The following is a 22,635-nucleotide window of genomic DNA, read 5'->3' as shown; positions in this document are numbered from 1 at the left end:
AAGCGTTTCTGAAAGTAAATCCGCAGGTGGCGGAGGCTGTCCGAGGCCCCGCACTTGGGTGTCACCCGGGGATTCGCTAGTGTCTCGGCCCATGGCAAACACCCAGGGCCCCGAGGGCAACTACGACCCCGCCGGCAGCACCCAGATGTTCCGTGCCTTCGTCGACGAGACCCCACAGGGCGGCCGGCCCCAGGCCGCGCCCACCGCCTCGGCCGGACCCCGCGTCGGCCTGATCGTCGGCGTCGTCGTCGCCGTGCTGGTCGTGGCGGCGGTGGCCTACCTGGCCTTCATGTAACACCGACCGCTTCATCCAGGCAGTGGTCTACCGGTCCGGTTCCATGGGGAACCGGTAGACCGTCGACTCCCGGACCCGGAAGCCGAGCCGCTCGTACAGCCGGTTCGCCGCGGCGCGGTCCGGCCGCGAGGTCAGATCGACGGTCCGCGCCCCGGCCTCCCGGGCGATGCCCAGCGCCCGCTCGATGAGCAGCGCGGCGATCCCCCGCCCCCGGGCGGCGCTGTCGACGACGACGTCCTCGACGCGCCCGCGCATTCCCGACGGCACGGGAGACATCACCAGCGTGAGAGTGCCGACGACCGCGCCCTCGACGCGCGCCACCAGCACGGTGTTCGTCGCGCACGAGACCATCCGCTCGACGGCGGCCCGGTCCAGCGGCTCGGCCGTAGCGGACAGCTGCGGCAGCAACCGCCCGAACGCGTCCACGAGTTCACCGGTCGCCTCGCGCACGATCTCCACCCGAACGTCCATGCCGCGGAGCCTATCGACCGCACTACCGCCAGGTGACCGGGACATCCCGCGTCTCGATGTGCGCCCCAGCGTCACCGGGCCCTCGGCTCGCGCGACCAGTACGGCGTTCGTCGCGCACGGGACGCTCCGCTGCAGGAGCCGCGATCTGCCGTCAGTCCTCTGCGCCGTCGTCGTGGCTGGTCGCGCAGTTCCCCGCGCCCCCTAGTGCCACTCCACCGACACGTCCCGCGTCTCGATGTGCATCCCCAACGGCACGCGCCAGGCGTCGACGCACACGGTCCAGGTGTGGTCCTCGCGCGCGTGGGCCGCGATCGGCACGGGGAGCCGCTCGGTCGACCCGATCGTCGCCCAGTCGATCCCCAGGGCCCCGATGATGTGCGTCCCGAACTCCACCGTGCCCGAACGCACCGCCGTACCCCCGGAGTTGCGGAAGCTCAGGGTGACGTCCTCGCACCAGCGGTGGTCGGTGGCCTTGCGCACGGGGTCGCCCCAGGTGAGGGCGGCGGGGGCGGCGGGAGCCGTCGTAGGGACGGCAGTTGGGGTCGGTGGCGGTGAATGCGCGCTGCTACGGCCGGACTTGGCGCCCGTGGGTGGAGAGGGAGCCGGGACGGGTGCTGAAGTCGCCTCGCCGGACGGTGACTTGCTGGCTCCGGTCGGCGTCGGGGTGTCCAGCGGCACCAGGGTGATGCTTCCGGTCGGGCGTGCCGCCGTGGCGGATGGTGGGCGGGGTGGGCCGATCGCCACGTAGCCGTCGCCGGTGTCTGAGCACGCGGTCAGTGTCGCGCAGAGGACGGCCGCCGACGCGCCCAACAGGGCGCCTCGGCGGCCGGCTGTCCATGTCGAACGGGGCATCGCGCCATGGTGGCTGACACTCCGTCAAATAGGAACCCTCGGGACCCTCTTGGGGGTCAGTCCGAGATCAGGCCCTCGCGGAGGGTCGAGAGGGTGCGCGTGAGGAGCCGGGAGACGTGCATCTGGGAGATGCCGACCTCCTCGCCGATCTGCGACTGGGTCATGTTGGCGAAGAAGCGCAGCATGATGATCCGGCGCTCGCGGGGCGGGAGTTTGGCGAGCAGCGGCTTGAGCGACTCGCGGTACTCCACGCCTTCCAGGGCCGTGTCCTCGTAGCCGAGGCGGTCCGCCAGCGAGCCCTCGCCGCCGTCGTCCTCGGGGGCCGGGGAGTCGAGCGAGGAGGCCGTGTACGCGTTGCCGACAGCGAGGCCGTCGACGACGTCCTCCTCGGACACGCCCAGCACCGCGGCGAGTTCGGGGACGGTCGGCGACCGGTCCAGCTTCTGGGAGAGCTCGTCGCTGGCCTTCGTCAGGGCCAGCCGCAGCTCCTGCAGGCGCCGCGGGACGCGCACCGACCACGACGTGTCGCGGAAGAAGCGCTTGATCTCGCCCACGACCGTCGGCATCGCGAACGTCGGGAACTCCACCCCGCGTTCGCAGTCGAAGCGGTCGATCGCCTTGATCAGGCCGATCGTGCCGACCTGGACGATGTCTTCCATCGGCTCGTTGCGGGAGCGGAAACGCGCGGCGGCGTAACGCACCAGCGGGAGGTTGAGCTCGATGAGGGTGTCCCTGACGTAACCACGCTCGGGGCTGTTCTCGTCGAGTGCGGCGAGCCGCAGGAAGAGGGAGCGGGACAGGGTGCGGGTGTCGATGGCTCCCGTGGTCGGGAGGGCCGGGGCCGGTACGGCGGGTACGGCCTCAAGGACCGTAACGGCGTCGAGTGCGGGCTCAGCGTCGCTCTTGGTGAGCGTGAGCACCTTCGAGCTGCCCTGGTCTGCGGACATGCCACCCCCTTTGGGTCGCGGGACGGTCGCGGCGATCGCCCCCGTCTGGGGAGCGGTGCCTTCACCTGAATACCGGAGCCTGGGCCACGGCAAACGCGCTTCCCGCAGAATGTCACATGTCGGCAACACGCTGTAGTGACATGTCGACATGTCTGTGACGAATCAGCCCTGGAAACAGGGGGTCTGACGGCTTTTCAGCGCAGAACTGTCGGGAAAGGGCCCTGTGAGCGATTCGTTCGTACCGGTGACATCTCGCTCGGGCTTTCGAGTGATCCCCGATGTGGCTTTCTGTGCGGCCGCTATGCCTCGATGCGGTTCGCGGAGCGCAGCCGCTGGAAGCTGCGCGCGAGGAGCCGGGAGACGTGCATCTGGGAGACGCCGAGCTCGGCGCTGATCTGCGACTGGGTGAGGTTGCTGTAGTAGCGCAGCAGCAGGATCCGCTGTTCCCGCTCGGGGAGTTGGACGAGGAGATGGCGGACGAGGTCGCGGTGTTCGACGCCGTCCAGGGCCGGGTCCTCGTAGCCGAGCCGGTCGAGCAGGCCGGGTAGTCCGTCGCCCTCCTGGGCGGCCTCCAGGGAGGTCGCGTGGTACGACCGTCCGGCCTCGATGCAGGACAGCACCTCGTCCTCGCCGATGCGCAGCCGCTCGGCGATCTCACCGGTGGTCGGGGTGCGCCCGAAGGCGGTCGTCAGGTCCTCGGTCGCCGCGTTCACCTGCACCCACAACTCGTGGAGCCGGCGCGGGACATGGACCGTGCGGACGTTGTCGCGGAAGTACCGCTTGATCTCGCCGATGACGGTCGGCATCGCGAACGTCGGGAACTGCACGCCCCGGTCCGGGTCGAAGCGGTCGATGGCGTTGATCAGACCGATGGCCCCGACCTGGACGACGTCCTCCATCGGCTCGTTGCGGGAGCGGAAGCGGGCGGCGGCGTAGCGCACGAGCGGGAGGTTCGCCTCGATGAGCGCCCCGCGCACCCGGTTGTGCTCCGGCGTGCCCGGCTGGAGCCCCTTGAGCTGGCCGAAGAGCACCTGGGTGAGGGCCCGGGTGTCCGCGCCGCGGCTGCGTGGCGGAGCGGCCGCCACCGGGGGCTGGGCGGGTGCCTCGTCCTGGGGCGGCGCTGTACTGGCCGACACGGTCAACGCCACACCTCTTCAATAGGTCAACTCATCCGTCAAAAGCGGTCATAGCATCACAAGACATGTGCACTGTGTGCAAGCACCGCCTAATACCGTGTTATGCCGTGTTGAGCAACAAAAGCCCCTTGCCGTGACGGCAAGGGGCTCTGCGGGAAGGCGGGAAGGCGCTTCGGGGTGCGCTCAGAACTCGTAGTCGGCGACGATCCACGTCGCGAACTCACGCCACAGCGCGACACCGGCCTGGTGCGCGGGGTGTTCGATGTACCGCTTCAGGGCGTCGGGGTCGTCGACCGCCGAGTTGATCGCGAAGTCGTAGGCGATGGGGCGGTCGCTGATGTTCCAGCCCAGCTCCCAGAAGCGCAGTTCGTCGACCAGGTCGCCGAGCGGGCGGAACGCCTCGACGCCGGCCACGACGCGCGGGTCGTCGCGCTCGACACCCTCGTCGAGCTTGAAGAGGACGAGGTGGCGGATCATCTGCGCGCTCCTGGTGGGTAGTTGGCTACTGCGGCTACTGCGCCCCGTCGGCCAGCCAGGTCATGAAGTCGCCGATGGCCTTCGCGGCGTCCGATATGCCCTCGAAGCCTATCTGGACGTAGTCGGCCGCCTTGGACGGGTCCGTGATGATCACGTACGACGCGAAGACCACGAGCAAGTAGACGACGATCTTCTTGGCGTTCACCGCCATCGCGGCCTCCCCTGTGACTCCGTGCCCGTGGGCCCCCTGTTGCCGGCGGTGAGTGTAACCTTCACGGCCTCTTTTTGGATCAATCAGGGATCAACCAGAGACCGACCAGGGACCCAACGGCCCGCAGGTGAAGGGATGTTGGGTCCCGTCGCGCAATCCTGACCGAGCCGACTCCAGCCGAGGGACTGTCCTTGATCACCGGGGTCGAGGCCGGAGACGCCGTGACGCGCTGCGTGTCCGGGGGCTCCCGCCCGTGACTGGGCACTACATGCCGCTCGCCGAGGAGGGGTGTCAACTACGCTGAGGTCAGGTACATGGCCCGTGTCCGTGATCCGGGATCAAGGCCCCTGATCGCTTCTTACGCAGCGCTTGGAGGAAGCCGTGACCGCCGAACTCCCCGACTGGATGATCCCGCCCAGGCCCAGCGGCTGGGAAGCCGATGACCTCGATCACCTCCCCCAAGCACCGCGGCACACCGAACTGATCGACGGAGCCCTGATCTTCATGATGTCGCCGCAGCGGTCCTGGCACTCCCGGCTCGTGGAGAACATGACGTTCGCGCTGCGTCAGGCGGCTCCCGCGGGGTTCGAGGTCGAGCGGGAGATGACCGTCCGTCTCGACAAGAAGAGTCGTCCCGAGCCCGACATCCTGGTCACCACCGCTGCGTATGAACCCGACCGCACCTGGTACGCACCCGACGACGTCACTCTCGTCATCGAAGTCGTCTCGGAGGAATCAGCCGACCGGGACCGATCTCTGAAGCCCTTCAAGTACGCCCAGGCCAAGATCGCCCACTTCTGGCGCATCGAGGACGAGAGCGGAGCGCCCGCCGTCCACACCTACGAACTCGACCTCATGACCAGTACCTACGTGCCCACCGGCATCCACCGAAACCGCCTGAAGATCTCCACCCCGTTCGACCTCGACATGAGCCTCACCGGCCTCGTGCCCTGACGGGAACACTGGAGGCGAGCCGGGCAATGCGCCAGGCTGGACCAGTCGGAACAGTCATCTGACGGCGGGCCGATACGGGTGCCGTCGGCAGGTTTCAGGAACGGTCGGTCTGAGTTCGGTTGCGCAGGTGCCGTTGGAACTCCGCACGCCGGACGTGGACCTTGAACGCGGGGTGCCCATGGCTGCGGTGACCCCTGCGGGAGGAAGGCGGGTTACTGCCCGCAGCGTCAGCGCACTGGGGTTGTCCGTGCCGACTCGTTGAATTGGTAGTGGGGGCTGGCCATAAGAGTGAGGACCGTGATCAACGTTACGCAGATAAAGACCAATTTGAAGTGAGCGGTCACGGTAGTGACCTCTGGCGCGGCAACGGTCGCTACGGTTGCTTGGCTTGCGGTGGGCGCTGAACTGGTAGCGACATCAGTGCCAGTGTTTGCGAGACCCTCACTCACCTGGCCCACCCCCTGAGGTCGGGTGAGCGCCGTTTGTCCCTGTCGGACTGCTCTGCTGTCCGTGGACGTTGGTCGAGTTCCCCACCGCTGAGTTGTGCACTGCAATGCTGAGTAGCGCATCCAGCGCCTTCTGGATCTCTTCCGGACTGGAGCTGCTGACCTCCAGGCGCGCACCGTCCATGTGCACGATCACTGAGGTTCTACGTGGATGCCGGAAGATCGCACGCAGAACGCTACGCCAGGCGTCACTGACCAGTGCGGCAATGACAGCCACGCCTACGATCACAGAGGTCAAGCCGTAGTTCACATCTCACCTTCCCCCGGGAAGGGTGTGCGGCTGGGGCGGTCGCACAGTCCCCTCAGGGGGATTGTGCTCCATCGGACGCCGGCGCGTGCGCCGTTCCGCAGCAGGGCGCTCTGGAGGCCTGACGGGCCGCAAGTGAGACGGAAACTGAGACGGAGCGCCACGAAGGGCCCGGTCCAGTGGACCGGGCCCTTCGTCTACCTGCGGTAGCGGAGGGATTTGAACCCTCGGTGACTTGCGCCACACTCGCTTTCGAGGCGAGCTCCTTCGGCCGCTCGGACACGCTACCGAGAGAGACCTTACAACAAGGTGGGGCGTGGTTTGAAATCGGTAATCGAGCACCGGCATTGATCCCGCTACCGGTCCCGCTACCGGTCCCGGAAGAACTCCGTGAGCAGGTGCGCGCACTCGTCCGCGAGGACGCCCTCGATGACCTCGGGGCGGTGGTTGAGGCGCCGGTCGCGGACTACGTCGAAGAGGGAGCCGGCCGCGCCCGCCTTCTCGTCGCGGGCGCCGTAGACGACCCGGTCCACCCGGGACTGCACCAGCGCGCCCGCGCACATCGTGCAGGGTTCGAGGGTGACGACGAGTGTGCAGCCCGACAGCCGCCACTCACCCAGGTGAGCGGCGGCCCGTCTGATCGCGAGGACCTCGGCGTGCGCCGTCGGATCGCCGGTGGCCTCGCGTTCGTTGTGCCCGGTGGCGAGCACGGTCGTACCGTCCGGGGACAGCACGACCGCGCCGACCGGGACGTCTCCGCCCCGGGCGGCCGCTCCGGCCTCGTCCAGGGCGAGCCGCATCGCGGCCCGCCAGCGGTCGCGTACCGGGTCCGGGGTCCCTTCTGTGCGTGCTGTGGTCAGCGGACGGTCTCCAGGACCTCCGAGGCCCCCAGGGCCTCGGCGATGGAGCTCAGCGCGTCGTCCGCGTCCAGAAGACGCAGCTCCTTCTCGCCGACTCCCAGGTCGTCCAGGATCTGGCTGTCACCGACGGGGCTGTGCGGAACGGCCTCGGCCGAGGAGGTGCCGTCCTCGTCGTCGTCCTCCTCGGTGTCACCGTCCTCGGTGCCGTCGAGGTCGAGGGAGTCCAGATCGACGACGTCGTCGTCGTCCGGATCCCGTCCGAGCAGCTCGTCGGTGAGCAGGATCTCGCCGTACGAGCTGCGGGCTGCGGCAGCTGCGTCCGAGACGTAGATCCGAGGGTCGTCCTCGCCGTCGATGCGGACGACGCCGAACCAGGCGTCCTCCTGCTCGATGAGCACCAGCACCGTGTCGTCCTCGGGCGAGGCTTCACGGGCCAGTTCGGCCAGATCCGACAGGCTCTCGACATCGTCGAGCTCTGTGTCGCTCGCTTCCCACCCGTCTTCGGTGCGCGCGAGCAGTGCGGCGAAGTACACCGTGACTCTCCCACTGGTCATAGGTGTGCCGGTTGGGGGTCCCCCCGGCTGAGGCTGCGGGCGGGGAGAGCTCGTGCTCCGAGCCCCACCCACTCGGAATCGTGGCAGAAACAAGGCGTTCAGGGGACGTCTTCGGCTCCCTGTGTCCGCCCGTTTTGATCGACCACCAGCGGGATCGTACGCGGCGATCGCCGTACGCACGCACCCGGTTGGCCTTACAAAGTGCTGTGAGACAGGTCTCGACTACCAGCGGAACGTGCGCATACGCATGGCGTGGCGCAGCCGCGCGGTCTTGGCGCGGCGGGGCTGGACCCGGTCGCGCAGCTCGCGCGCCTCGGTCAGCTCACGCAGGAACTGGGCCCGGCGCCGCCTGCGCTCGGCCTCGGTCTCGCTGCTGTTCCGCTGTGACGGTTCCTCGTGGGACTCACGGTCAGGCATCGGTTCACCACCCCGTTCCGTCCCTCCCACTTTCCCCCGGACGGGCGGTTTGATGCCAGCGCGAGCAGGCACGCGGCGGCGGCTACTGTTGTGGACATGCGTCTCCACGTCGTCGACCACCCCCTGGTCGCCCACAAGCTCACCACGCTGCGCGACCGGCGCACCGACTCCGCGACCTTCCGCCGCCTCGCCGACGAGCTGGTCACCCTGCTCGCCTACGAGGCCACGCGCGACGTGCGCACCGAACAGGTCGACATCGTCACGCCGGTCTCCCCGACCACCGGCGTCAAGCTGTCCTACCCGCGCCCCCTGGTCGTGCCGATCCTGCGGGCCGGCCTCGGCATGCTGGACGGCATGGTCCGCCTGCTGCCCTCCGCCGAGGTGGGCTTCATGGGCATGGTGCGCAACGAGGAGACCCTCCAGGCCTCCACGTACGCCACGCGCATGCCGGAGGACCTCTCCGGCCGCCAGGTGTACGTCCTGGACCCGATGCTGGCCACCGGCGGCACCCTGGTCGCGGCGATCCGCGAGCTGATCAAGCGCGGCGCCGACGACGTGACGGCCGTGGTCCTGCTCGCCGCCCCCGAGGGCGTCGAGGTCATGGAACGCGAACTCGCGGGCACCCCGGTGACCGTCGTGACGGCCTCGGTCGACGAGCGCCTGAACGAACACGGCTACATCGTCCCGGGCCTGGGCGACGCGGGCGACCGCCTGTACGGCGCGGCCGAGTAGGACGCGGCCGAGCAGGACTCCGTCAACACCCGATTCCCGTACGGCTCTTACCCGCCGTACGGGATTTTCGTACGCCCTTCCTACTTCCTGCGGCCGTTCTCCTACGGCCGTTCCCGTACGCCTACGAGCAGCTCTTCGGTGAAGCGCTGGCCGTCGGCTCGGGTCCGGCGAGCGCGGCCAGGGCCTTGTCGGCGGCCGCCTTCGCCGTGAGGTTCTTGAAGGCGGTGCCGATGACGAGGTCGACCGCGGTGCCCTTGCGGGTGGCCTCGGTGCGGCGCTCGGCGCCGGTGAGCTGGGTGGCGAGGACGGGCAGCGAGGTGTCGAGGGCGGAGGCGGGGCCGAGCAGGACGCCGGTGCCCTTGACCTTCTTGTCCCACTGCGCGGACGCGTTGCCCACGTCACCGATCTTGAAGCCGCGCTTCTTGAGTTCGTCGGCCGTCGACTTGGCGAGGCCGCTGCGGGGGGTGGCGTTGTAGACGTTCACGGTGATCTGGGCGGGCTTCGGCACGGCGGAGTCCGTGCTCGCGCCGGTGCTCGCGGAGGGGCTGGCCTTGGTCGCGCAGGCGGCCTTGGGACCGGCCGCCGCGGCCTGCTTGCCGCCACCGGTGAAGACGTCGATGAGCTGCAACGTGCCCCACCCGCCCACACCCAGTACGGCGACGGACGCGACCACCATGAGGACGAGCCTCCCGCGGCGCCGCGGACGGCGCATACGCGGGTATTTGTCCCCCGTGATCCGGTACTGGCCGCCCATGCCTGGGGGAGTCAGCATGCTCATGAGCGCAGCGTAGTGCGCCCGGGCGACGATGCCTACTAGATGATCATTCGACAGCGCCGAGACCAACCCGAAAGGACGAACCCCGGGTCGGTAAGGGCGAACCCCGGGTCAGCCCCGGCGAGTGAGCCGAAGGGGCGCGCCTGTGTCGAGAGATCGAGCGCGCGGAGGCCCGAAGGGTCGAGCACGGTCGGGCTCTCGACACAGGCTTTGGCGCCCCGGAGGCGAACCGAGCCTCAAAAAAAGGGGGGCTCAGTCCAGCTCAAGGACGCGGGCGTGCAGCACCTGGCGCTGCTGAAGTGCCGCGCGGACCGCGCGGTGCAGGCCGTCCTCCAGGTACAGATCGCCCTGCCACTTCACGACGTGCGCGAAGAGGTCGCCGTAGAAGGTCGAGTCCTCGGCGAGGAGCGTTTCCAGGTCGAGCTGGCCCTTGGTCGTCACGAGCTGATCGAGGCGGACCGGGCGCGGCGCGACATCCGCCCACTGCCGGGTGCTTTCCCGGCCGTGGTCGGGGTACGGCCGGCCGTTTCCGATGCGCTTGAAGATCACACGGAAAGCCTACCGGTCATGACGTTCCGGGCGCAGCCATGGAGACGGAGTGCGACGCTGGAAAAGATGCCGTAAAGCCGGGCAAAACGGGAACAGAGGCCTGATATGAGTGACAGCGAGACGATCGCCGCCGGGTACGCCTTCACAGGACCTGCACTCGACCTGGGGGCCCTGCTGTGGGACGGCGCCTGTCTGCCCGACGCGCAGATCCGCATCCCCCTCCCGATGCTCAACCGCCACGGCCTCGTCGCCGGCGCCACCGGCACCGGCAAGACCAAGACCCTCCAGCTCATCGCCGAACAGCTCTCGGCGCAGGGCGTGCCGGTGTTCCTCGCGGATGTGAAGGGCGATGTGTCGGGCATCTCGGCGCCGGGCACGGCGAACGACAAGGTCGCGGGGCGGGCCGCCGAGGTGAAGCAGCAGTGGACGGCGACCGGCTTCCCGGCGGAGTTCTACGCCCTCGGCGGCATCGGCCACGGCATCCCGGTGCGGGCCACGATCACGGGCTTCGGCCCGGTGCTGCTGTCGAAGGTCCTGCAGCTCAACCAGACCCAGGAGCAGTCCCTCGGCCTGATCTTCCACTACGCCGACACCAAGGGCCTGGAGCTGATCGACCTCAAGGACCTGCGGGCGGTCGTCACCTTCCTGACCTCGGACGAGGGCAAGCCGGAACTGAAGAACATCGGCGGCCTCTCCACCGCCACGGCCGGCGTGATCCTGCGCTCCCTCACCGCCTTCGAGGCACAGGGCATGGCCGACTTCTTCGGTGAGCCCGACTTCGACACGAGCGAGCTGCTGCGCACGGCGTCGGACGGCCGGGGCATGGTCTCCGTCCTCGAACTCCCCGCCGTCCAGGACAAACCGCAGCTCTTCTCGACCTTCCTGATGTGGATGCTGGCCGACCTCTTCCACGACCTCCCGGAGGTGGGCGACGCCGACAAACCGAAGCTCGTCTTCTTCTTCGACGAGGCGCACCTGCTCTTCAACGACGCCTCCAAGGCCTTCCTGGACTCCATCACGCAGACCGTCCGCCTCATTCGCTCGAAAGGGGTCGGCGTCTTCTTCGTGACGCAGACCCCGAAGGACGTACCCGGCGACGTCCTGGCCCAGCTCGGCAACCGCGTCCAGCACGCGCTGCGCGCCTTCACCCCGGACGACCAGAAGGCGTTGAAGGCAACGGTGAAGACCTTCCCGAACTCCTCCTACGACCTGGAGGAGATCCTCACGGGCCTCGGCACCGGCGAAGCGGTGGTGACGGTCCTCAGCGAGAACGGCGCTCCGACCCCTGTCGCCGTCACCCGCCTCCGCGCCCCCGAGTCCCTGATGGGCCCGATCGACGCGGCGACCCTCGACGCGGCGGTCAAGTCCTCGTCCCTGTACGGCCGTTACGCACAGGCTGTGGACCGGGAGTCGGCGTACGAGAAGCTGACGTCCCGCCCTCAGGAGGCACCGGCGACACCGAAGACGGCTGCCAAGCCGGCCAAGGAGGACGAGTCGATGGTCCAACAGGTCGTCGGCAGCGGCATGTTCAAGTCCCTGGCGCGTTCCGTCGGCACCCAGATCGGCCGCGAGATCACCCGCTCGCTCTTCGGAACGGCCCGGCGGAAGCGCTAGCCCCCGCCGGGCCGTACTGGCTCAGCGCCCCTGTTCCTCCGGGGGCCGCTGCGGCTCGGGCCGTCGGACTTCCGGCTTGGGCGCGTTGCGGACGGCCTCCGCGCGCAGCAGGGCGCGCAGGACCGCGTACGGATCGATGGGCATGGCTGTGTTCCTCGCGTCGTGGTGACGGTTGACGTGTTGACCTGGGGGAGGTCGGTCCGTCAGCAGCGCAGGACCACGGTGCGCAGGGCGCGGAGGGCGTACGGCGGTGAGGCCGGCGCGGCGAAGGAACGCACCCGGGGCGCCCGGGACGCCGGTGCGGGCGCGGGCCGCAGGGGTGCGGTGGGCCGGTGGACGAGGGGGGAAACCGGCCGTAGGGCAGCGGCCGTGTCGAGGACGTCGTACTCGACGGTCGTCTCTGCGGACGCCACCGCGACAGGCATCGCGCGCATCTCGGCGTGCGTGCCCGGGACGAGCAGGGCGAGCAGCAGCACGAGGCCCCGCAGCCAGGCGTGGCTGCGGGGGAGGTTGTGTGCGGGGCGCACCCTCGTGCTCATGGAAGGTCATCTCCCAGCGGCCGTACGGCGTTCATCGCGGCGGGCGCGTAAACCGCCCGCACGGCCTACCAACGAGGCTCACAGGGCCTGGGGCACCTGCTTGGCGTGGCTCCTCATCCGGACGGCGGTGACGATCTCGACGACGCCGACCGCGACCAGCCAGATGCCGCAGACGAGGGTGAGGACGGCGACCGAGCGGAACGGGGAGTCGATCAGCACGATGCCGGCGATGAAGGTGACGATCCCGAGGAAGATCTGCCAGCCGCGGGCGGGCATCGTCCGGTCGTGGATGGCGGCCAGGGTCTGCGTGATGCCCCGGATCAGCCAGCCGATGCCGATCCACAGGGCGAGGAGGAGGATCGACTGCATCGGGCCGCGGAAACAGAACAGGCCCAGCACGATCGACAGCGCGCCGCTGATGAACGCGAGGACGCGCAGCGAGGTCGCGCGGTGGGTGCCGAAGGCGGCGACCAGTTGGAAGACGCCGCTGATCAGGAGGTAGAGGCCGAAGAGGATGCCGGCCGCGAAGAGGGACGCGCCGGGCCACACGAGGACCAGCACGCCGAGGATGAGGGACGCGACGCCGGTGAGCAGGACGACCTGCCACGCGGCTTTGGACAGGGCGAAGAGGGGCCCTTCGAATTCCGGCTCGTCTTGCGGGGGCCGCGGGTCGCGTGGCGCGTGGGCGCGGCGGTCGTCGTACTCCGGGCCCCAGGGGCCGCTCGGTGCCTCGGTCATGGTCCATGTTCTGACCGGGGGCGGACGGGCCGCCACCGGGGCGGGCCACCTGGCTGACGGGGGCGCGGGGGTGGTTCGGGTCGTGTGCCGAGTGCGGGTCGGTGGGGGCTGGTCGCGCCCGCGCGGCAGAGCCGCATATCGACACAGCCCCGCGCCCCTGGGGGATCGGGGTCGGACGGGGTGCGGAGGCGGGGGTTACTTGCCGCCGGAGGCCTTGGTCGCCTTCGCCGCCTTGGCCGCGGCCTTCATCTCCTGCTTGTGGGCGCGGACCTTCGCCAGCGACTCGGGGCCGGTGATGTCGGCGACCGAACGGTAGGACTTCGCCTCGCCGTACGCCCCGGCGGCCTCGCGCCAGCCCTTCGGCGTGACACCGAGCTGCTTGCCGAGCAGGGCGAGGAAGATCTGGGCCTTCTGCTTGCCGAACCCGGGCAGTTCCTCAAGCCGCTTGAGCAGCTCGGCTCCCGTGCCGACGCCCGCCCAGACACCGCTCGCGTCCCCGTCGTAGTGCTCGACGAGGTACTGGCAGAGCTGCTGGATCCGCTTGGCCATGGACCCCGGGTAGCGGTGCACGGCCGGCTTCTCGGAGAGCAGCGCGGCGAAGGCCTCGGGGTCCTGTGCGGCGATCTCCTGCGCGTCCAGATCGGTGGCCCCGAGCCGGTCGGCGATCGTCCGCGGCCCCTTGAACGCCCACTCCATCGGCACCTGTTGATCGAGCAGCATCCCCACCAGCGCGGCGAGCGGGGAGCGGCCGAGGAGTTCGTCGGCGGCGGGGTCCTGGGCGAGGTGAAGGGTTGCGTCCATGACCCCGATGATGGCGCGTTCGGGCGGGGGATGCCTGCCGGTGGGGCGGGTCGGCGGGCATCCACCAGGGCGCGCCCTACTGCCGGCGCTGACCCAGTACGCAGAACTCGTTGCCCTCGGGGTCCGCCAGGACCACCCAGGACTGCTCGCCCTGGCCGATGTCGACGCGGCGCGCGCCGTGCGCCTCCAGGCGGGCCACCTCGGCGGCCTGGTCGTCCGGCCTGAAGTCCAGGTGCAGGCGGCTCTTGCTCTGCTTGGCCTCGTCGAGCCGGACGAAGTCCAGGCCCGGGAGGCGGTCCGGCGCGGGGCGGATCTCGTACTCGTCGGCGTCGGAGTACACCACGACCCACCCCAGCGCCTCGGCCCACCACTGCCCGAGGGCCGTCGGATCCTCCGCGTGGACGATTACCTGTTCCCATTCCAAGGTCATCCGCAGAGCGTAGACCGGCCGCGGCCTCGGAATACAGGTGTTTTCGGCGCCCCCGTTCAGCCCGCCCGCCAGTACCCCAGCGCGTGCACGCGCTCCCGCCGCACTCCCAACTCCCTGCGTACGTACGACGACAGCCCCCGGGTCGTGGCCGTGTCGCAGGTGATCCAGACGTACGGGTCGGCGCTGCCCTTCAGCAGGTCGGGGAGTTCCGCGCGTACCCGGTCGGCGAGTTGGCCCCGGGGGTGGTGGCGGACCTCGTGGCGGGACGGGTCGGTGCGGAAGGGGAGGGTGTCGGAGTCGCCCTCGAACCAGATCGTCGCCGGGACCGTCGAACCCACCGTATCCAGAAGGGAGTTGATGGCGGGCAGTGACGCCGGGTCGCCGATGGCGAAGAGGTGGGAGGGAGCGGGGTCGGGTGCCTCGAAGCCCGTGCCCAGTCGCTCGCGCACCCTTCGTGCAGGGCGAATTCGAGGCCGAACGTACCGGCCGCCGGGTCGGGGTCGACCAGGGTGTACGCCCGCTGGTGCGGCCTGCCGGCGTTGTCGAACCAGAGGCGGACCCACATCGTCGGGTGGACGCCGGTCGCCGCGAGCATGCCGCCGTCGGTGAGGCGGAGGCGGCGGTAGCGCGGGGTGACGTCCTCGGCCCGGGTCACCGTGAACTCGAAGTCCTTCGCGCGCAGCAGCCTGAGTACCGCGCCCTCCCAGCCGCGCCCCTGCGCCATGGTCTCTTCACCCTTCGCGTACGCTTTCCCCACCAGTAACTTAGGCAAGGCTAACCTAAAAAGCAGCCTCGAAGCAGAGGGGTCACCGGGTGACGACCCAGATCTACCGCGACACCTGGGGGATCCCCCACCTGCGCGCCGACAGCGCCGACGAGCTCGCCCGCGCCCAGGGCCGCGTCACCGCCCTCGACCGCGCCTGGCAGATCGAGGTCGAACGGCACCGAGCCCAGGGCACGTCGGCCTCCTTCCTCGGCGTCCGCGCCCTCCCCTGGGACCTCTTCGCCCGCCGCGCCCGCCTCGACGACACGGCCAGACGGTGCTTCGCCGCGCTGGAGGAGCGTGATCCGGAGACCGCGCGGTGGGTCCGGGCGTACGTCGACGGGGTCAACGAGGGTTTGGCTGCGGGGACTTCGGCTCCCGAGTTCGCCGACTCCGGCCTGGAACCCGGCCGTTGGAACCCCTGGACCCCCCTCGGCATCTGGCTGGCCACCCACATCCTCTTCGCCGGTTTCCCCGCCAAGCTCTGGCGCGAAGAGGCGATACGGCACCTCGGGCCGGACGCCGTCGGGCTGTTCGCCACCGACGGCCCCGGTACCTCCGGCAGCAACGGCTGGCTGGTGAGCGGGGAACGGACCACGACCGGGCAGGCCCTGCTCGCCGGGGATCCGCACCGCTTCATCGAAGACCCCGGCGTCTACCAGCAAGTCCACCTCTCCTGCCCGGAGTTCGACGTCGTCGGGCTCACCGTGCCCGGCGTCCCCGGCATCGCCCACTTCGGGCACACCGGCACGGTCGCCTGGGCCATCACCAACGCCATGGCCGACTACCAGGACCTGTACCGGGAACGGCTCCGCCGCACCGGCGCCGGCGTCGAAGCCCTTGGCCCGGACGGCACTTGGCGCCGCGCCGCCCGCCACACGGAGACGATCGACGTGGCCGGTGAGGACCCCGTCGAGGTCGAGATCATCGAGACCGAACGCGGGCCGGTCGTCATCGGCGGGCCGGAAGGCCTCGACGGAGGCATCATCGGCGAACCGGAGGGGCTTTACGGAGGCATCACCGGCGGGCCGGGGCTTGACGGAGGCATCGTTGGCGGGCCAGAGGGACTCGATGGAGGCATCATCGGCGAACCGGAACGGCTCGCCGGAGGCATCAGCACCCCGCCCGACACCCCGCTCCACGCCCCGCTCCACGCCTCGCCCCACGCCCCGCCCCCCACCCCACCCCTCGCCGTCAGCCTCCGCTACCCGCCCCGCGTCACCGAAGACCTCGGCTTCACCTCCCTGCTCCCCCTCCTCCGTGCCCGCCAAGTCGCCGACGTGGACCGGGCGTTCGACGACTGGGCCGAACCCGTCAACGTCGTCCAGGCCGCCGACACCGAGGGCGGAACGCTGCACCGGGTCGCCGGCATGGTCCCGTCGCGCGCCGACGCCAACCGCACCCGGCTCGTCCCCGCCTGGGAACCCGGCCACGAGTGGCACGGCTGGCACCGACCGCCCCGCGCCGGACTCAACGGCGACGGCATCGCCGTCATGGCCAACCAACGCGGCCCCGCCACCCCCCTCGGCGTCGAGTTCGCCCCGAACCACCGTGCCGACCGCATCGCCGAGTTGCTCGGTGAGCGGGAGAAGTGGTCCGCCGCCGACCTGCCCGCGATCCACATGGACACCCATCTCGGCTCCGCCACACCCCTGTTGGACCACCTCGCCGCACTCACCCACCTCACCCCCGAAGCCTCCGCACTCCGCGAACGGCTGCTCGCCTGGGACCGCCGCATGGACGCCGGCAGCAGCGACGCCGCCGCCTACGCCACCGTGCGCGGCGCGGTCGTACGACGGATCGCGGCCCACCCCACCTTCGCCGCGCTGGCCGAACCACCCGCGTACCCGGAGGTCTTCCTGCCGTGGCTCGCGCTGCTCCCGCGCGTCGCCTTCGCGCTCGAACACCTCCTGAGCGCAAGGAAGTTGTACGGCATCGACCGGCCGGAGATCGTGCGGGCGGCTGTCGAGGAGGCCGCCGCTGAGCCGATCGGCACATGGGGCGACACCCATCGCCTCGCCCCCTGGCGGGCGTTGGCCGAGACCGCCCCGACTCCCGGTCCCGGACTGTCCGGTGACCACGACTGCGTGCTCTGCACCTCCGCCGTACCCGGGCTCACCGACCTTAGCGCGCGCGGCCCGGCGGCCCGGTTCGTGTGGGACCTGGCCCGGCGGGAGGACAGTCTGTGGGTGGTGCCATGGGGGGCGTCGGGGGTGGCCAGTTCACCGCACTGCCGGGATCAACTGCCCTTGTGGCTCAAGGGAGATCTGGTCCCGGTGATCACCGACTTCACCCGCCTCGAACTCCACCAAGAGACCGCCCCCGCCCGGCAACCCGTCCACTCACAACACATCCCCGGCTTCGGCACCGTCCGCGTCCTCCCCCTCGACCCCGTCGCCGACGCCCCGACGATCCACCGCTGGGTCAGCGAGCAACGCGCCGCGTTCTGGGGCATGAACGGCCTCACCCAGGCCCAAGTCACCGAGATCTACGCCCACATGGACACCCTCGACACCCACCACGCCCACCTGGTCACGAGGGACGACGAACCCGTCGCACTCCTCCAGACCTACGACCCCGCAGCAGACCGCGTCGGCGACTGCTACGCCGTAGAACCGGGAGACATCGGCATCCATCTCCTTCTCGCACCCGCCGGACCGGACGGCGCACGGCCCGGCTGGTCGGCGGCCGTGATGGGCGTCCTCGCCTCCTACGTCCTGCTCGGTCTGGACCGGCGCCGGATCGTGGTCGACCCGGACGTGCGGAACGAGAAGGCGATCGCGCGGTTCCTGCGCCAGGGGTTCGTGGCGGGCCCGCGGGTCGTCCTCCCGGAGGTGGACATCCCGGACGTGTTCATCCCCGAAAAGCGCGCTCAACTGGCGTTTCTCCCTCGCGAGGTGGCCTTCCCGTAGCCTGCCGAAATGACCGGAGTGACCCCAGAGGACCTCGTCGCCCACTACGGGCTGGAGCCGATCCCCCGCGAGGGCGGCCTGTTCCGCCAGACGTGGGCGGGCCCGGCGCGGCCCGACGGCCGCCCGGAGGGCACCGCGATCGTCGCCCTGCTCACGGCGGACGACTTCTCCGCGCTCCACCGCCTCCCCGCCGACGAGGTCTGGCACTTCTACCTCGGCGACCCCCTGGAACTCCTGCTCCTCGCCCCGGACGGCACGTCGAGCACGGCGGTCCTCGGGCCGGATCTGCCGCACGGCCAGCACGTCCAGTTCACCGTGCCCGGCGGCACCTGGATGGGGGCGCGGGTGGTGGCGGGCGGCTCGTGGTCGTTCTTCGGCTGCACGATGGCTCCCGGCTTCACCTACGACGGCTACGAGCACGGCGACGCGGGCGAGTTGACCGCCCGCTACGCCCGCACCCCGGCCGAGGCCGCCCGCATCACCGGGCTGTGCCGCCCGTGAGCCGCCTGCTGGAGGGCCGGTTCGCCCTGGTCACGGGCGCGAGCGGCGGCATCGGCCGGGGGATCGCGCTGCGGTTCGCGGAGGAGGGCGCGGCAGGGGTCGTACTCCAGTGTCGTACGGCGGTGGAGGCGGCCGGTGAAGTGGCGGATCGGGTACGGGAGTTGGGTGCCCGTGCCGTCGTACTGCAAGCCGATCTGACCGACGAGGACGCCTGCCGTGGACTGGTCCGCGAGGCGGACGGGTGGAGCGGCGGACGGCTCACGGCACTGGTCAACAACGCGGGCGTACAGCCCACCCAGCCCCTGCCCGGGATGACCGCGGCGGACTGGCGGACGGTCGTCGACACCAACCTGACCAGCGTCTTCGCGTGCACACAGGCGGCGGCCGCGGTGATGAGGGAACACGGTGTCGGCGGCACGGTGACGCACATCGCCTCCATCGAGGCGAGCGCCCCCGCCGCCCTCCACGCGCACTACTCCGCGTCCAAGGCCGCCGTCGTCATGCACGCGCGGTCCGCGGCCCTGGAGTACGGCCCGTACGGCATCCGCGTCAACACGGTCTCGCCCGGTCTGATCGACCGGGAGGGGTTGGAGGAGGCCTGGCCGGACGGGGTGCGGCGGTGGCGGGAGGCGGCGCCGACGGGGCGGCTGGGGCGGCCGGAGGATGTCGGGGACGCGTGTGTGTTCCTCGCGTCCTCCCTCGCTTCCTGGGTCACCGGGCACGACCTTGTCGTGGACGGCGGAGTGTTGGCGCGGCCCACCTGGTGAGCGAGACGTGTGTTTCCCCCGTACATAACCGCAGACCTGCAAGTCCGAAGACGGAGATGTGACGTGCGCCGACGACGGAATGAGGGACAGGGTTTTGGATATGGAGGAGGCGGCGGACGGGGTCGGGGTGGCCGGCGAGGAGTTCAAGGGCTGGTGCTGCTGGGCTCCCTGCTGGTCCTGCTCCTCCTCGGCACCGCGGGCACCGCGTCCGCGCACGCCGCCCTCGAATCCACCGACCCCGCCGACGGCAGCGTCCTCAAGTCCGCCCCCCGCACCGTCACCCTCACCTTCTCCGAGTCCGTCGCCCTCCTCGACGACTCCTTCCGCGTCTACGACCCCGACAACCGGCGGGTGAAGACGAGTTCCGCGCACCACGCGAAGGACGCCGGGGACACGGCGAGCGTGACCCTCCCGGCCAAGCTCGGCACCGGTACCTACACGGTCGCCTGGCGCGTGGTCTCGGCCGACAGCCACCCGGTCTCGGGCGCCTTCACCTTCTCCATCGGCAAACCTTCCGCCACGACCACCCCGGTCAGCACGGCCCCGGTCGAGGACCCGCTGACCGGCAGCCTGTACGACATAGCCCGCTACTTCGCGTACATAGCCGCGGCCCTCCTCATCGGCACGGCAACCTTCGTCACCCTCTGCCGCCCCCCGAACCCGACGGTCCTCAACAAGCCGATCCTGATGGGCTGGTGGACCCTCCTGGCGGCCACCGTCGCCCTCCTGATCCTCCGCGCCCCCTACGAAGCGGGCACCAGCCTGGCCTCGGCCTTCGAGCCCTCCGCGATCCCGAAGACACTGACTTCCCGCCCGGGCCTGGCACTTGCGGCCCGTCTCCTCCTCCTCGCCGCAACAGCCGCATTTCTCCTACGACTTCGGGGACGGGAGCGGTTCGGCCGGGTGGCCCTGGGGACGGGTGCCGTCCTCGCGGTCGGGCTCGCGCTGACCTGGGCCTCGGCGGAACACGCCTCCGCCGGGATCCAGGTGCCGGTGGCGATGACCTCGGCGGTGCTGCATCTGCTCGCGATGTCGGTGTGGCTGGGCGGCCTGACGGCCCTGCTCACCGTCCTCTACCGCTCACCGGACCTCGACGCGGCCCCGGTGGCCCGCTTCTCCCGCCTCGCCTTCGCCTCGGTGACCGTCCTGGTCGTCACCGGCGTCTACCAGTCCTGGCGCGGCCTCGGCTCCTGGAACGCCCTCACCGGGACGTCGTACGGCCGCATCCTGCTCGTGAAACTCGGCGCGGTGACGCTGCTGCTCGCGGTGGCGGGGTGGTCGCGGCGGTGGACGGGGCGGATGGTGGGGGAGGAAGTGCGGCTCCGGGTACCGGAGTTGGTGCGGGCCGGGGCGGACGGGGCGGCGGCGTCCGGGGCCGATGGCGAGGGTGGCCCTGCTTCCGGTGACGATTCCAAGGGCGGGGGCGACGGTTCTCCGGACCGGGGCGACGGCTCCCAGGACCGTTTCCGGCGCGGTCTGCGCCGCTCCGTGCTGTTCGAAGTCGGCGTCGGTGTGGTGGTGTTGGTGATCACCACCCTCCTCACCAACACCCTTCCCGGCCGCGCGGCGGCGGACGCCCAGCAGACGGCGACCTCGGCCGGCATCCCGGCGGCCTCCGTCACCATCGTCCCCTTCCGGGTCGGCAACGCGGGCGGCAAGGTGCAGATCACCCTCGACCCCGGACGCGTCGGCGAGAACTCCGTCGAGGCGGTCGTCTACGGCCCCGACGGCGGTTTCGCCACCGTCCCCGAACTCCGGCTCTCCTTCACGCTCCCGGCCCAGAAGGTCGGCCCCCTCGACGCCAAGGTCAAGGACGAGGGCGGCTATTGGGGGACCAACACCCTCAACCTGCCGATCGCCGGGACCTGGACGATGAAGGTCACGGTCAGGACGTCCGACGTGGACCAGGTGAGTGTGTCGCGGCAGGTGCGGATCGTGCGGTAGCCGGTTCAGGCGGGCTGCTTGCTGGCCCGCCACTCCAGTGCCTGGGGTTCCTCCGTGAACTCGATCAGGTGCTGGCCGGTGAACGGCCTCAGCGCGTCCCGTACTTCGGTCGGGGTGGCGTAGAAGAACTCCTTGCGGCTGTTCACCTGGTTCACCCGGCGCGGGGCGAACCGCCGGTGGAGTTCCGACTCCAGGCCGACCGCGTCCTTGCTGAAGATCAGCGCGTGGACGTCGAAGCGGAACGGCACCGCGGCGCCGCTCAACTCGTAGATCCGGTCGAGGGGTTCGAGCCTGCGGGTCATGCCGATCTTCACGACGCGGTCGCCGAAGGCGCCGACGTTCGAGATGACGTAGACGTAGCCGGTGCGGATGTTCGCCGCGCGGGTCTCGACGTCCTGCAACGCGCCCTCGATCTCGGCGAGTTTGGCCTCCATCTCCGCGACGGCCGCCGCGTCGCCGCGCTCGCATAGCCGGTCCAGGGCCACCTGGTAGTGACCGAGCTCCTTGTTCAACTTCTCGCGCTGGCGGTCGAGTTCGCGCTGCACGGCCGCCTCCTCGCGCTCCTTGGCGCGGGCCTCGCGCTGGGCCTCCTTCTCCTCGTCCTTCTTCTGCAGGAAGTCGGCGGTGAGCTCCAACTCCCTCACCCGCGCGTTGTGGTACTCGTCGCTGATCCGGATGTGCATGGTGGCGCCGAGCTTGGCGATCGTCTCGCGGCTCTTGTAGAGCCGGTCGACGAGCGGGCGCAGCCGGTGCGGGCGCATGGTCCGCACCGCGTAGTCGGCCTCGGCGTTGTACGCGCGCAGCATCAGCTTGGAGAAGTCGCGGACCATCTTCTGGCCCTCGCGCGTGGAGCCGTTGACCGTCCAGCCCGTGATCGCGAGCACGGCCCGGTCGGTGCGGGCGAGGTTCTTGATCTCGGTCTGCAGGGTGTCGAGCCGGCTGCGGTAGGCGATGGCGTCGTGCAGGGCGTGCCGGTACGCGTAGACCCCGGCCTCCTGCAGCATCGCGGTCTCGTCGGTGACGACGATCCGCGCCTGCAGCTCGGCGAGCCGCCGCTCCCCGTCGAACACCTCCTTGCGCTGCCGGTCGGCGTCCTTGCGCGTCCGCTCGGTCTCCTTCGCCGTCCGGCGCGCGTCGTCGAGGATCTCCTTCGCCGTGTCCCGGGCGTCCTTCAACACCCCCTGGGCCTCCGCCGCGGCCTCGGCACCGAGCCGCTCGCGCAGCGCGGCCGCCTCCAGCTCGGTCCGCCGCACCAGATCGGCCACCTGTACGGCGTCCAGCCCCTGCGTCCGGGTGATCCAGGCCCGCAACTCGTCGGCCTCGGAGAGGGCATCGGCCCGGCGACGGCCGAAGAGGCCGCCTTTACGGGGCGCGGGTACGGCGGGAGCGGTGGGGGAGTCGGGGGAGACGGGTGCGCCCGGCTCCGGTGCGCCCGCCGTGACGGTCCCGGGAACGGCCCCCTCCGGCACCCACAACTGCCAGCCCTCCGGAGGCGTCGGCCACGTCGGGTCGGGCACCCACTCCGGCGGCGGCGCCCACCCCGGAGGCGGCACGGGCCAGCCGGGCGGCGGATTGAACCGGTAAGCACTCATTGACCCATCCCCCCTGAGCCCCGTCCCCCTGACGGAGGGTCACATTCTGTC

The 22,635-nt window shown here is 70.4% G+C and carries 25 protein-coding genes, 1 tRNA gene and 1 pseudogene; 8 read left to right on the top strand and 19 right to left on the bottom strand.

What is annotated here, in order from left to right:
• Positions 1-91 precede the first annotated feature (91 nt).
• Complete coding sequence (locus R2B38_RS19285) at positions 92-295, top strand: hypothetical protein (protein ID WP_033285555.1); 204 nt, start codon at positions 92-94, stop codon at positions 293-295.
• Between the two features lie 27 nt (positions 296-322).
• Here R2B38_RS19285 and R2B38_RS19280 read toward each other — a convergent pair whose 3' ends face one another.
• The 6 genes from R2B38_RS19280 to R2B38_RS19255 form a co-directional block, all read right to left on the bottom strand.
• Positions 323-766, bottom strand: a complete 444-nt coding sequence (locus tag R2B38_RS19280) for a GNAT family N-acetyltransferase (protein ID WP_318017341.1) — start codon at positions 764-766, stop codon at positions 323-325.
• Between the two features lie 201 nt (positions 767-967).
• Positions 968-1,618: a hypothetical protein gene (locus R2B38_RS19275; protein ID WP_318017340.1), complete on the bottom strand. Its 651-nt coding sequence runs from the start codon at positions 1,616-1,618 to the stop codon at positions 968-970.
• A gap of 56 nt (positions 1,619-1,674) precedes the next feature.
• Positions 1,675-2,565: an RNA polymerase sigma factor SigF gene (locus tag R2B38_RS19270; protein WP_318017339.1), complete on the bottom strand. Its 891-nt coding sequence runs from the start codon at positions 2,563-2,565 to the stop codon at positions 1,675-1,677.
• A gap of 299 nt (positions 2,566-2,864) precedes the next feature.
• Positions 2,865-3,713, bottom strand: coding sequence for an RNA polymerase sigma factor SigF (locus tag R2B38_RS19265; RefSeq protein ID WP_318017338.1), 849 nt, complete (start codon positions 3,711-3,713; stop codon positions 2,865-2,867).
• Positions 3,714-3,884: 171 nt separating this feature from the next.
• On the bottom strand, positions 3,885-4,178 hold the full coding sequence (locus R2B38_RS19260) for a Dabb family protein (RefSeq protein ID WP_318017337.1): 294 nt from the start codon (positions 4,176-4,178) through the stop codon (positions 3,885-3,887).
• Between the two features lie 34 nt (positions 4,179-4,212).
• Positions 4,213-4,389: a hypothetical protein gene (locus R2B38_RS19255; protein ID WP_318017336.1), complete on the bottom strand. Its 177-nt coding sequence runs from the start codon at positions 4,387-4,389 to the stop codon at positions 4,213-4,215.
• Between the two features lie 381 nt (positions 4,390-4,770).
• Here R2B38_RS19255 and R2B38_RS19250 point away from each other — a divergent pair, with 381 nt between their 5' ends.
• The gene (locus R2B38_RS19250) at positions 4,771-5,343 is read left to right on the top strand and encodes a Uma2 family endonuclease (RefSeq protein ID WP_318017335.1); all 573 of its coding nucleotides are present in this window, start codon (positions 4,771-4,773) and stop codon (positions 5,341-5,343) included.
• 957 nt (positions 5,344-6,300) lie between these two features.
• On the opposite strand, the gene R2B38_RS19245 is transcribed toward R2B38_RS19250, so the two are convergent.
• From R2B38_RS19245 to R2B38_RS19230, 4 genes are all read right to left on the bottom strand, one after another.
• Positions 6,301-6,385: transfer RNA gene (locus tag R2B38_RS19245), tRNA-Ser, on the bottom strand.
• Between the two features lie 79 nt (positions 6,386-6,464).
• Positions 6,465-6,896: a tRNA adenosine(34) deaminase TadA gene (tadA, locus tag R2B38_RS19240; protein WP_318017334.1), complete on the bottom strand. Its 432-nt coding sequence runs from the start codon at positions 6,894-6,896 to the stop codon at positions 6,465-6,467.
• 56 nt (positions 6,897-6,952) lie between these two features.
• Entirely contained in the window at positions 6,953-7,489 is a 537-nt protein-coding gene (locus tag R2B38_RS19235; RefSeq protein WP_318021732.1) for a hypothetical protein, read from the bottom strand.
• Positions 7,490-7,732: 243 nt separating this feature from the next.
• Positions 7,733-7,927, bottom strand: a complete 195-nt coding sequence (locus R2B38_RS19230) for a hypothetical protein (RefSeq protein WP_033285565.1) — start codon at positions 7,925-7,927, stop codon at positions 7,733-7,735.
• A gap of 96 nt (positions 7,928-8,023) precedes the next feature.
• Here R2B38_RS19230 and upp point away from each other — a divergent pair, with 96 nt between their 5' ends.
• Positions 8,024-8,659, top strand: a complete 636-nt coding sequence (gene upp, locus R2B38_RS19225; RefSeq protein ID WP_033285566.1) for a uracil phosphoribosyltransferase — start codon at positions 8,024-8,026, stop codon at positions 8,657-8,659.
• Positions 8,660-8,780: 121 nt separating this feature from the next.
• Here the strand turns inward: upp and R2B38_RS19220 are convergent, their stop codons facing one another.
• Together R2B38_RS19220 and R2B38_RS19215 are read right to left on the bottom strand one after the other, a co-directional pair.
• Entirely contained in the window at positions 8,781-9,413 is a 633-nt protein-coding gene (locus R2B38_RS19220) for a LytR C-terminal domain-containing protein (RefSeq protein ID WP_318021731.1), read from the bottom strand.
• A gap of 273 nt (positions 9,414-9,686) precedes the next feature.
• Entirely contained in the window at positions 9,687-9,983 is a 297-nt protein-coding gene (locus R2B38_RS19215) for a type II toxin-antitoxin system VapB family antitoxin (protein WP_003999914.1), read from the bottom strand.
• 105 nt (positions 9,984-10,088) lie between these two features.
• On the opposite strand from R2B38_RS19215, the gene R2B38_RS19210 reads away from it, so the two are divergent.
• Complete coding sequence (locus tag R2B38_RS19210; protein ID WP_318017333.1) at positions 10,089-11,597, top strand: helicase HerA-like domain-containing protein; 1,509 nt, start codon at positions 10,089-10,091, stop codon at positions 11,595-11,597.
• Between the two features lie 21 nt (positions 11,598-11,618).
• Here the strand turns inward: R2B38_RS19210 and R2B38_RS19205 are convergent, their stop codons facing one another.
• From R2B38_RS19205 to R2B38_RS19180, 6 genes and pseudogenes are all read right to left on the bottom strand, one after another.
• On the bottom strand, positions 11,619-11,741 hold the full coding sequence (locus R2B38_RS19205) for a hypothetical protein (protein ID WP_267885236.1): 123 nt from the start codon (positions 11,739-11,741) through the stop codon (positions 11,619-11,621).
• 59 nt (positions 11,742-11,800) lie between these two features.
• A complete protein-coding gene (locus tag R2B38_RS19200) occupies positions 11,801-12,136 on the bottom strand; it encodes a hypothetical protein (protein WP_318017332.1) in 336 nt (111 codons plus the stop codon).
• Between the two features lie 78 nt (positions 12,137-12,214).
• Entirely contained in the window at positions 12,215-12,874 is a 660-nt protein-coding gene (locus tag R2B38_RS19195; protein ID WP_318017331.1) for an HdeD family acid-resistance protein, read from the bottom strand.
• A 195-nt stretch (positions 12,875-13,069) separates the two neighbouring features.
• Entirely contained in the window at positions 13,070-13,675 is a 606-nt protein-coding gene (locus R2B38_RS19190) for an HhH-GPD-type base excision DNA repair protein (protein ID WP_318017330.1), read from the bottom strand.
• A gap of 76 nt (positions 13,676-13,751) precedes the next feature.
• Entirely contained in the window at positions 13,752-14,105 is a 354-nt protein-coding gene (locus tag R2B38_RS19185; RefSeq protein WP_318017329.1) for a VOC family protein, read from the bottom strand.
• Positions 14,106-14,161: 56 nt separating this feature from the next.
• A pseudogene (locus R2B38_RS19180) lies at positions 14,162-14,829 on the bottom strand (siderophore-interacting protein).
• 89 nt (positions 14,830-14,918) lie between these two features.
• Here R2B38_RS19180 and R2B38_RS19175 point away from each other — a divergent pair.
• The 4 genes from R2B38_RS19175 to R2B38_RS19160 all read left to right on the top strand — a co-directional run bounded on the left by R2B38_RS19175 (position 14,919) and on the right by R2B38_RS19160 (position 20,992).
• Positions 14,919-17,780: a GNAT family N-acetyltransferase gene (locus tag R2B38_RS19175; RefSeq protein WP_411978473.1), complete on the top strand. Its 2,862-nt coding sequence runs from the start codon at positions 14,919-14,921 to the stop codon at positions 17,778-17,780.
• Positions 17,781-17,798: 18 nt separating this feature from the next.
• On the top strand, positions 17,799-18,281 hold the full coding sequence (locus tag R2B38_RS19170) for a cupin domain-containing protein (RefSeq protein WP_318021730.1): 483 nt from the start codon (positions 17,799-17,801) through the stop codon (positions 18,279-18,281).
• A complete protein-coding gene (locus R2B38_RS19165; RefSeq protein WP_318017328.1) occupies positions 18,269-19,048 on the top strand; it encodes an SDR family NAD(P)-dependent oxidoreductase in 780 nt (259 codons plus the stop codon). Before R2B38_RS19170 ends, R2B38_RS19165 begins: the two co-directional genes overlap by 13 nt.
• A gap of 153 nt (positions 19,049-19,201) precedes the next feature.
• Positions 19,202-20,992 (top strand): copper resistance CopC/CopD family protein, encoded by a 1,791-nt coding sequence (locus R2B38_RS19160; RefSeq protein ID WP_318017327.1) that lies wholly within the window; start codon positions 19,202-19,204, stop codon positions 20,990-20,992.
• A 5-nt stretch (positions 20,993-20,997) separates the two neighbouring features.
• Here R2B38_RS19160 and R2B38_RS19155 read toward each other — a convergent pair whose 3' ends face one another.
• A complete protein-coding gene (locus tag R2B38_RS19155; protein WP_318017326.1) occupies positions 20,998-22,584 on the bottom strand; it encodes a DUF4041 domain-containing protein in 1,587 nt (528 codons plus the stop codon).
• Positions 22,585-22,635: the final 51 nt, after the last annotated feature.

This window comes from Streptomyces sp. N50 (genome assembly GCF_033335955.1).
Lineage (GTDB): Bacteria > Actinomycetota > Actinomycetes > Streptomycetales > Streptomycetaceae > Streptomyces.
This window is presented reverse-complemented; position numbering and strand designations above follow the sequence as displayed.

Coding starts and splice junctions, on each gene's coding strand:
- R2B38_RS19285 (WP_033285555.1), top strand. CDS start 92: ATGGCAAACACCCAGGGCCCCGAGGGCAACTACGACCCCGCCGGCAGC.
- R2B38_RS19280 (WP_318017341.1), bottom strand. CDS start 766: ATGGACGTTCGGGTGGAGATCGTGCGCGAGGCGACCGGTGAACTCGTG.
- R2B38_RS19275 (WP_318017340.1), bottom strand. CDS start 1,618: ATGCCCCGTTCGACATGGACAGCCGGCCGCCGAGGCGCCCTGTTGGGC.
- R2B38_RS19270 (WP_318017339.1), bottom strand. CDS start 2,565: ATGTCCGCAGACCAGGGCAGCTCGAAGGTGCTCACGCTCACCAAGAGC.
- R2B38_RS19260 (WP_318017337.1), bottom strand. CDS start 4,178: ATGATCCGCCACCTCGTCCTCTTCAAGCTCGACGAGGGTGTCGAGCGC.
- R2B38_RS19255 (WP_318017336.1), bottom strand. CDS start 4,389: ATGGCGGTGAACGCCAAGAAGATCGTCGTCTACTTGCTCGTGGTCTTC.
- tadA (WP_318017334.1), bottom strand. CDS start 6,896: ATGCGGCTCGCCCTGGACGAGGCCGGAGCGGCCGCCCGGGGCGGAGAC.
- R2B38_RS19230 (WP_033285565.1), bottom strand. CDS start 7,927: ATGCCTGACCGTGAGTCCCACGAGGAACCGTCACAGCGGAACAGCAGC.
- upp (WP_033285566.1), top strand. CDS start 8,024: ATGCGTCTCCACGTCGTCGACCACCCCCTGGTCGCCCACAAGCTCACC.
- R2B38_RS19220 (WP_318021731.1), bottom strand. CDS start 9,413: ATGGGCGGCCAGTACCGGATCACGGGGGACAAATACCCGCGTATGCGC.
- R2B38_RS19210 (WP_318017333.1), top strand. CDS start 10,089: ATGAGTGACAGCGAGACGATCGCCGCCGGGTACGCCTTCACAGGACCT.
- R2B38_RS19205 (WP_267885236.1), bottom strand. CDS start 11,741: ATGCCCATCGATCCGTACGCGGTCCTGCGCGCCCTGCTGCGCGCGGAG.
- R2B38_RS19200 (WP_318017332.1), bottom strand. CDS start 12,136: ATGAGCACGAGGGTGCGCCCCGCACACAACCTCCCCCGCAGCCACGCC.
- R2B38_RS19195 (WP_318017331.1), bottom strand. CDS start 12,874: ATGACCGAGGCACCGAGCGGCCCCTGGGGCCCGGAGTACGACGACCGC.
- R2B38_RS19190 (WP_318017330.1), bottom strand. CDS start 13,675: ATGGACGCAACCCTTCACCTCGCCCAGGACCCCGCCGCCGACGAACTC.
- R2B38_RS19185 (WP_318017329.1), bottom strand. CDS start 14,105: ATGACCTTGGAATGGGAACAGGTAATCGTCCACGCGGAGGATCCGACG.
- R2B38_RS19155 (WP_318017326.1), bottom strand. CDS start 22,584: ATGAGTGCTTACCGGTTCAATCCGCCGCCCGGCTGGCCCGTGCCGCCT.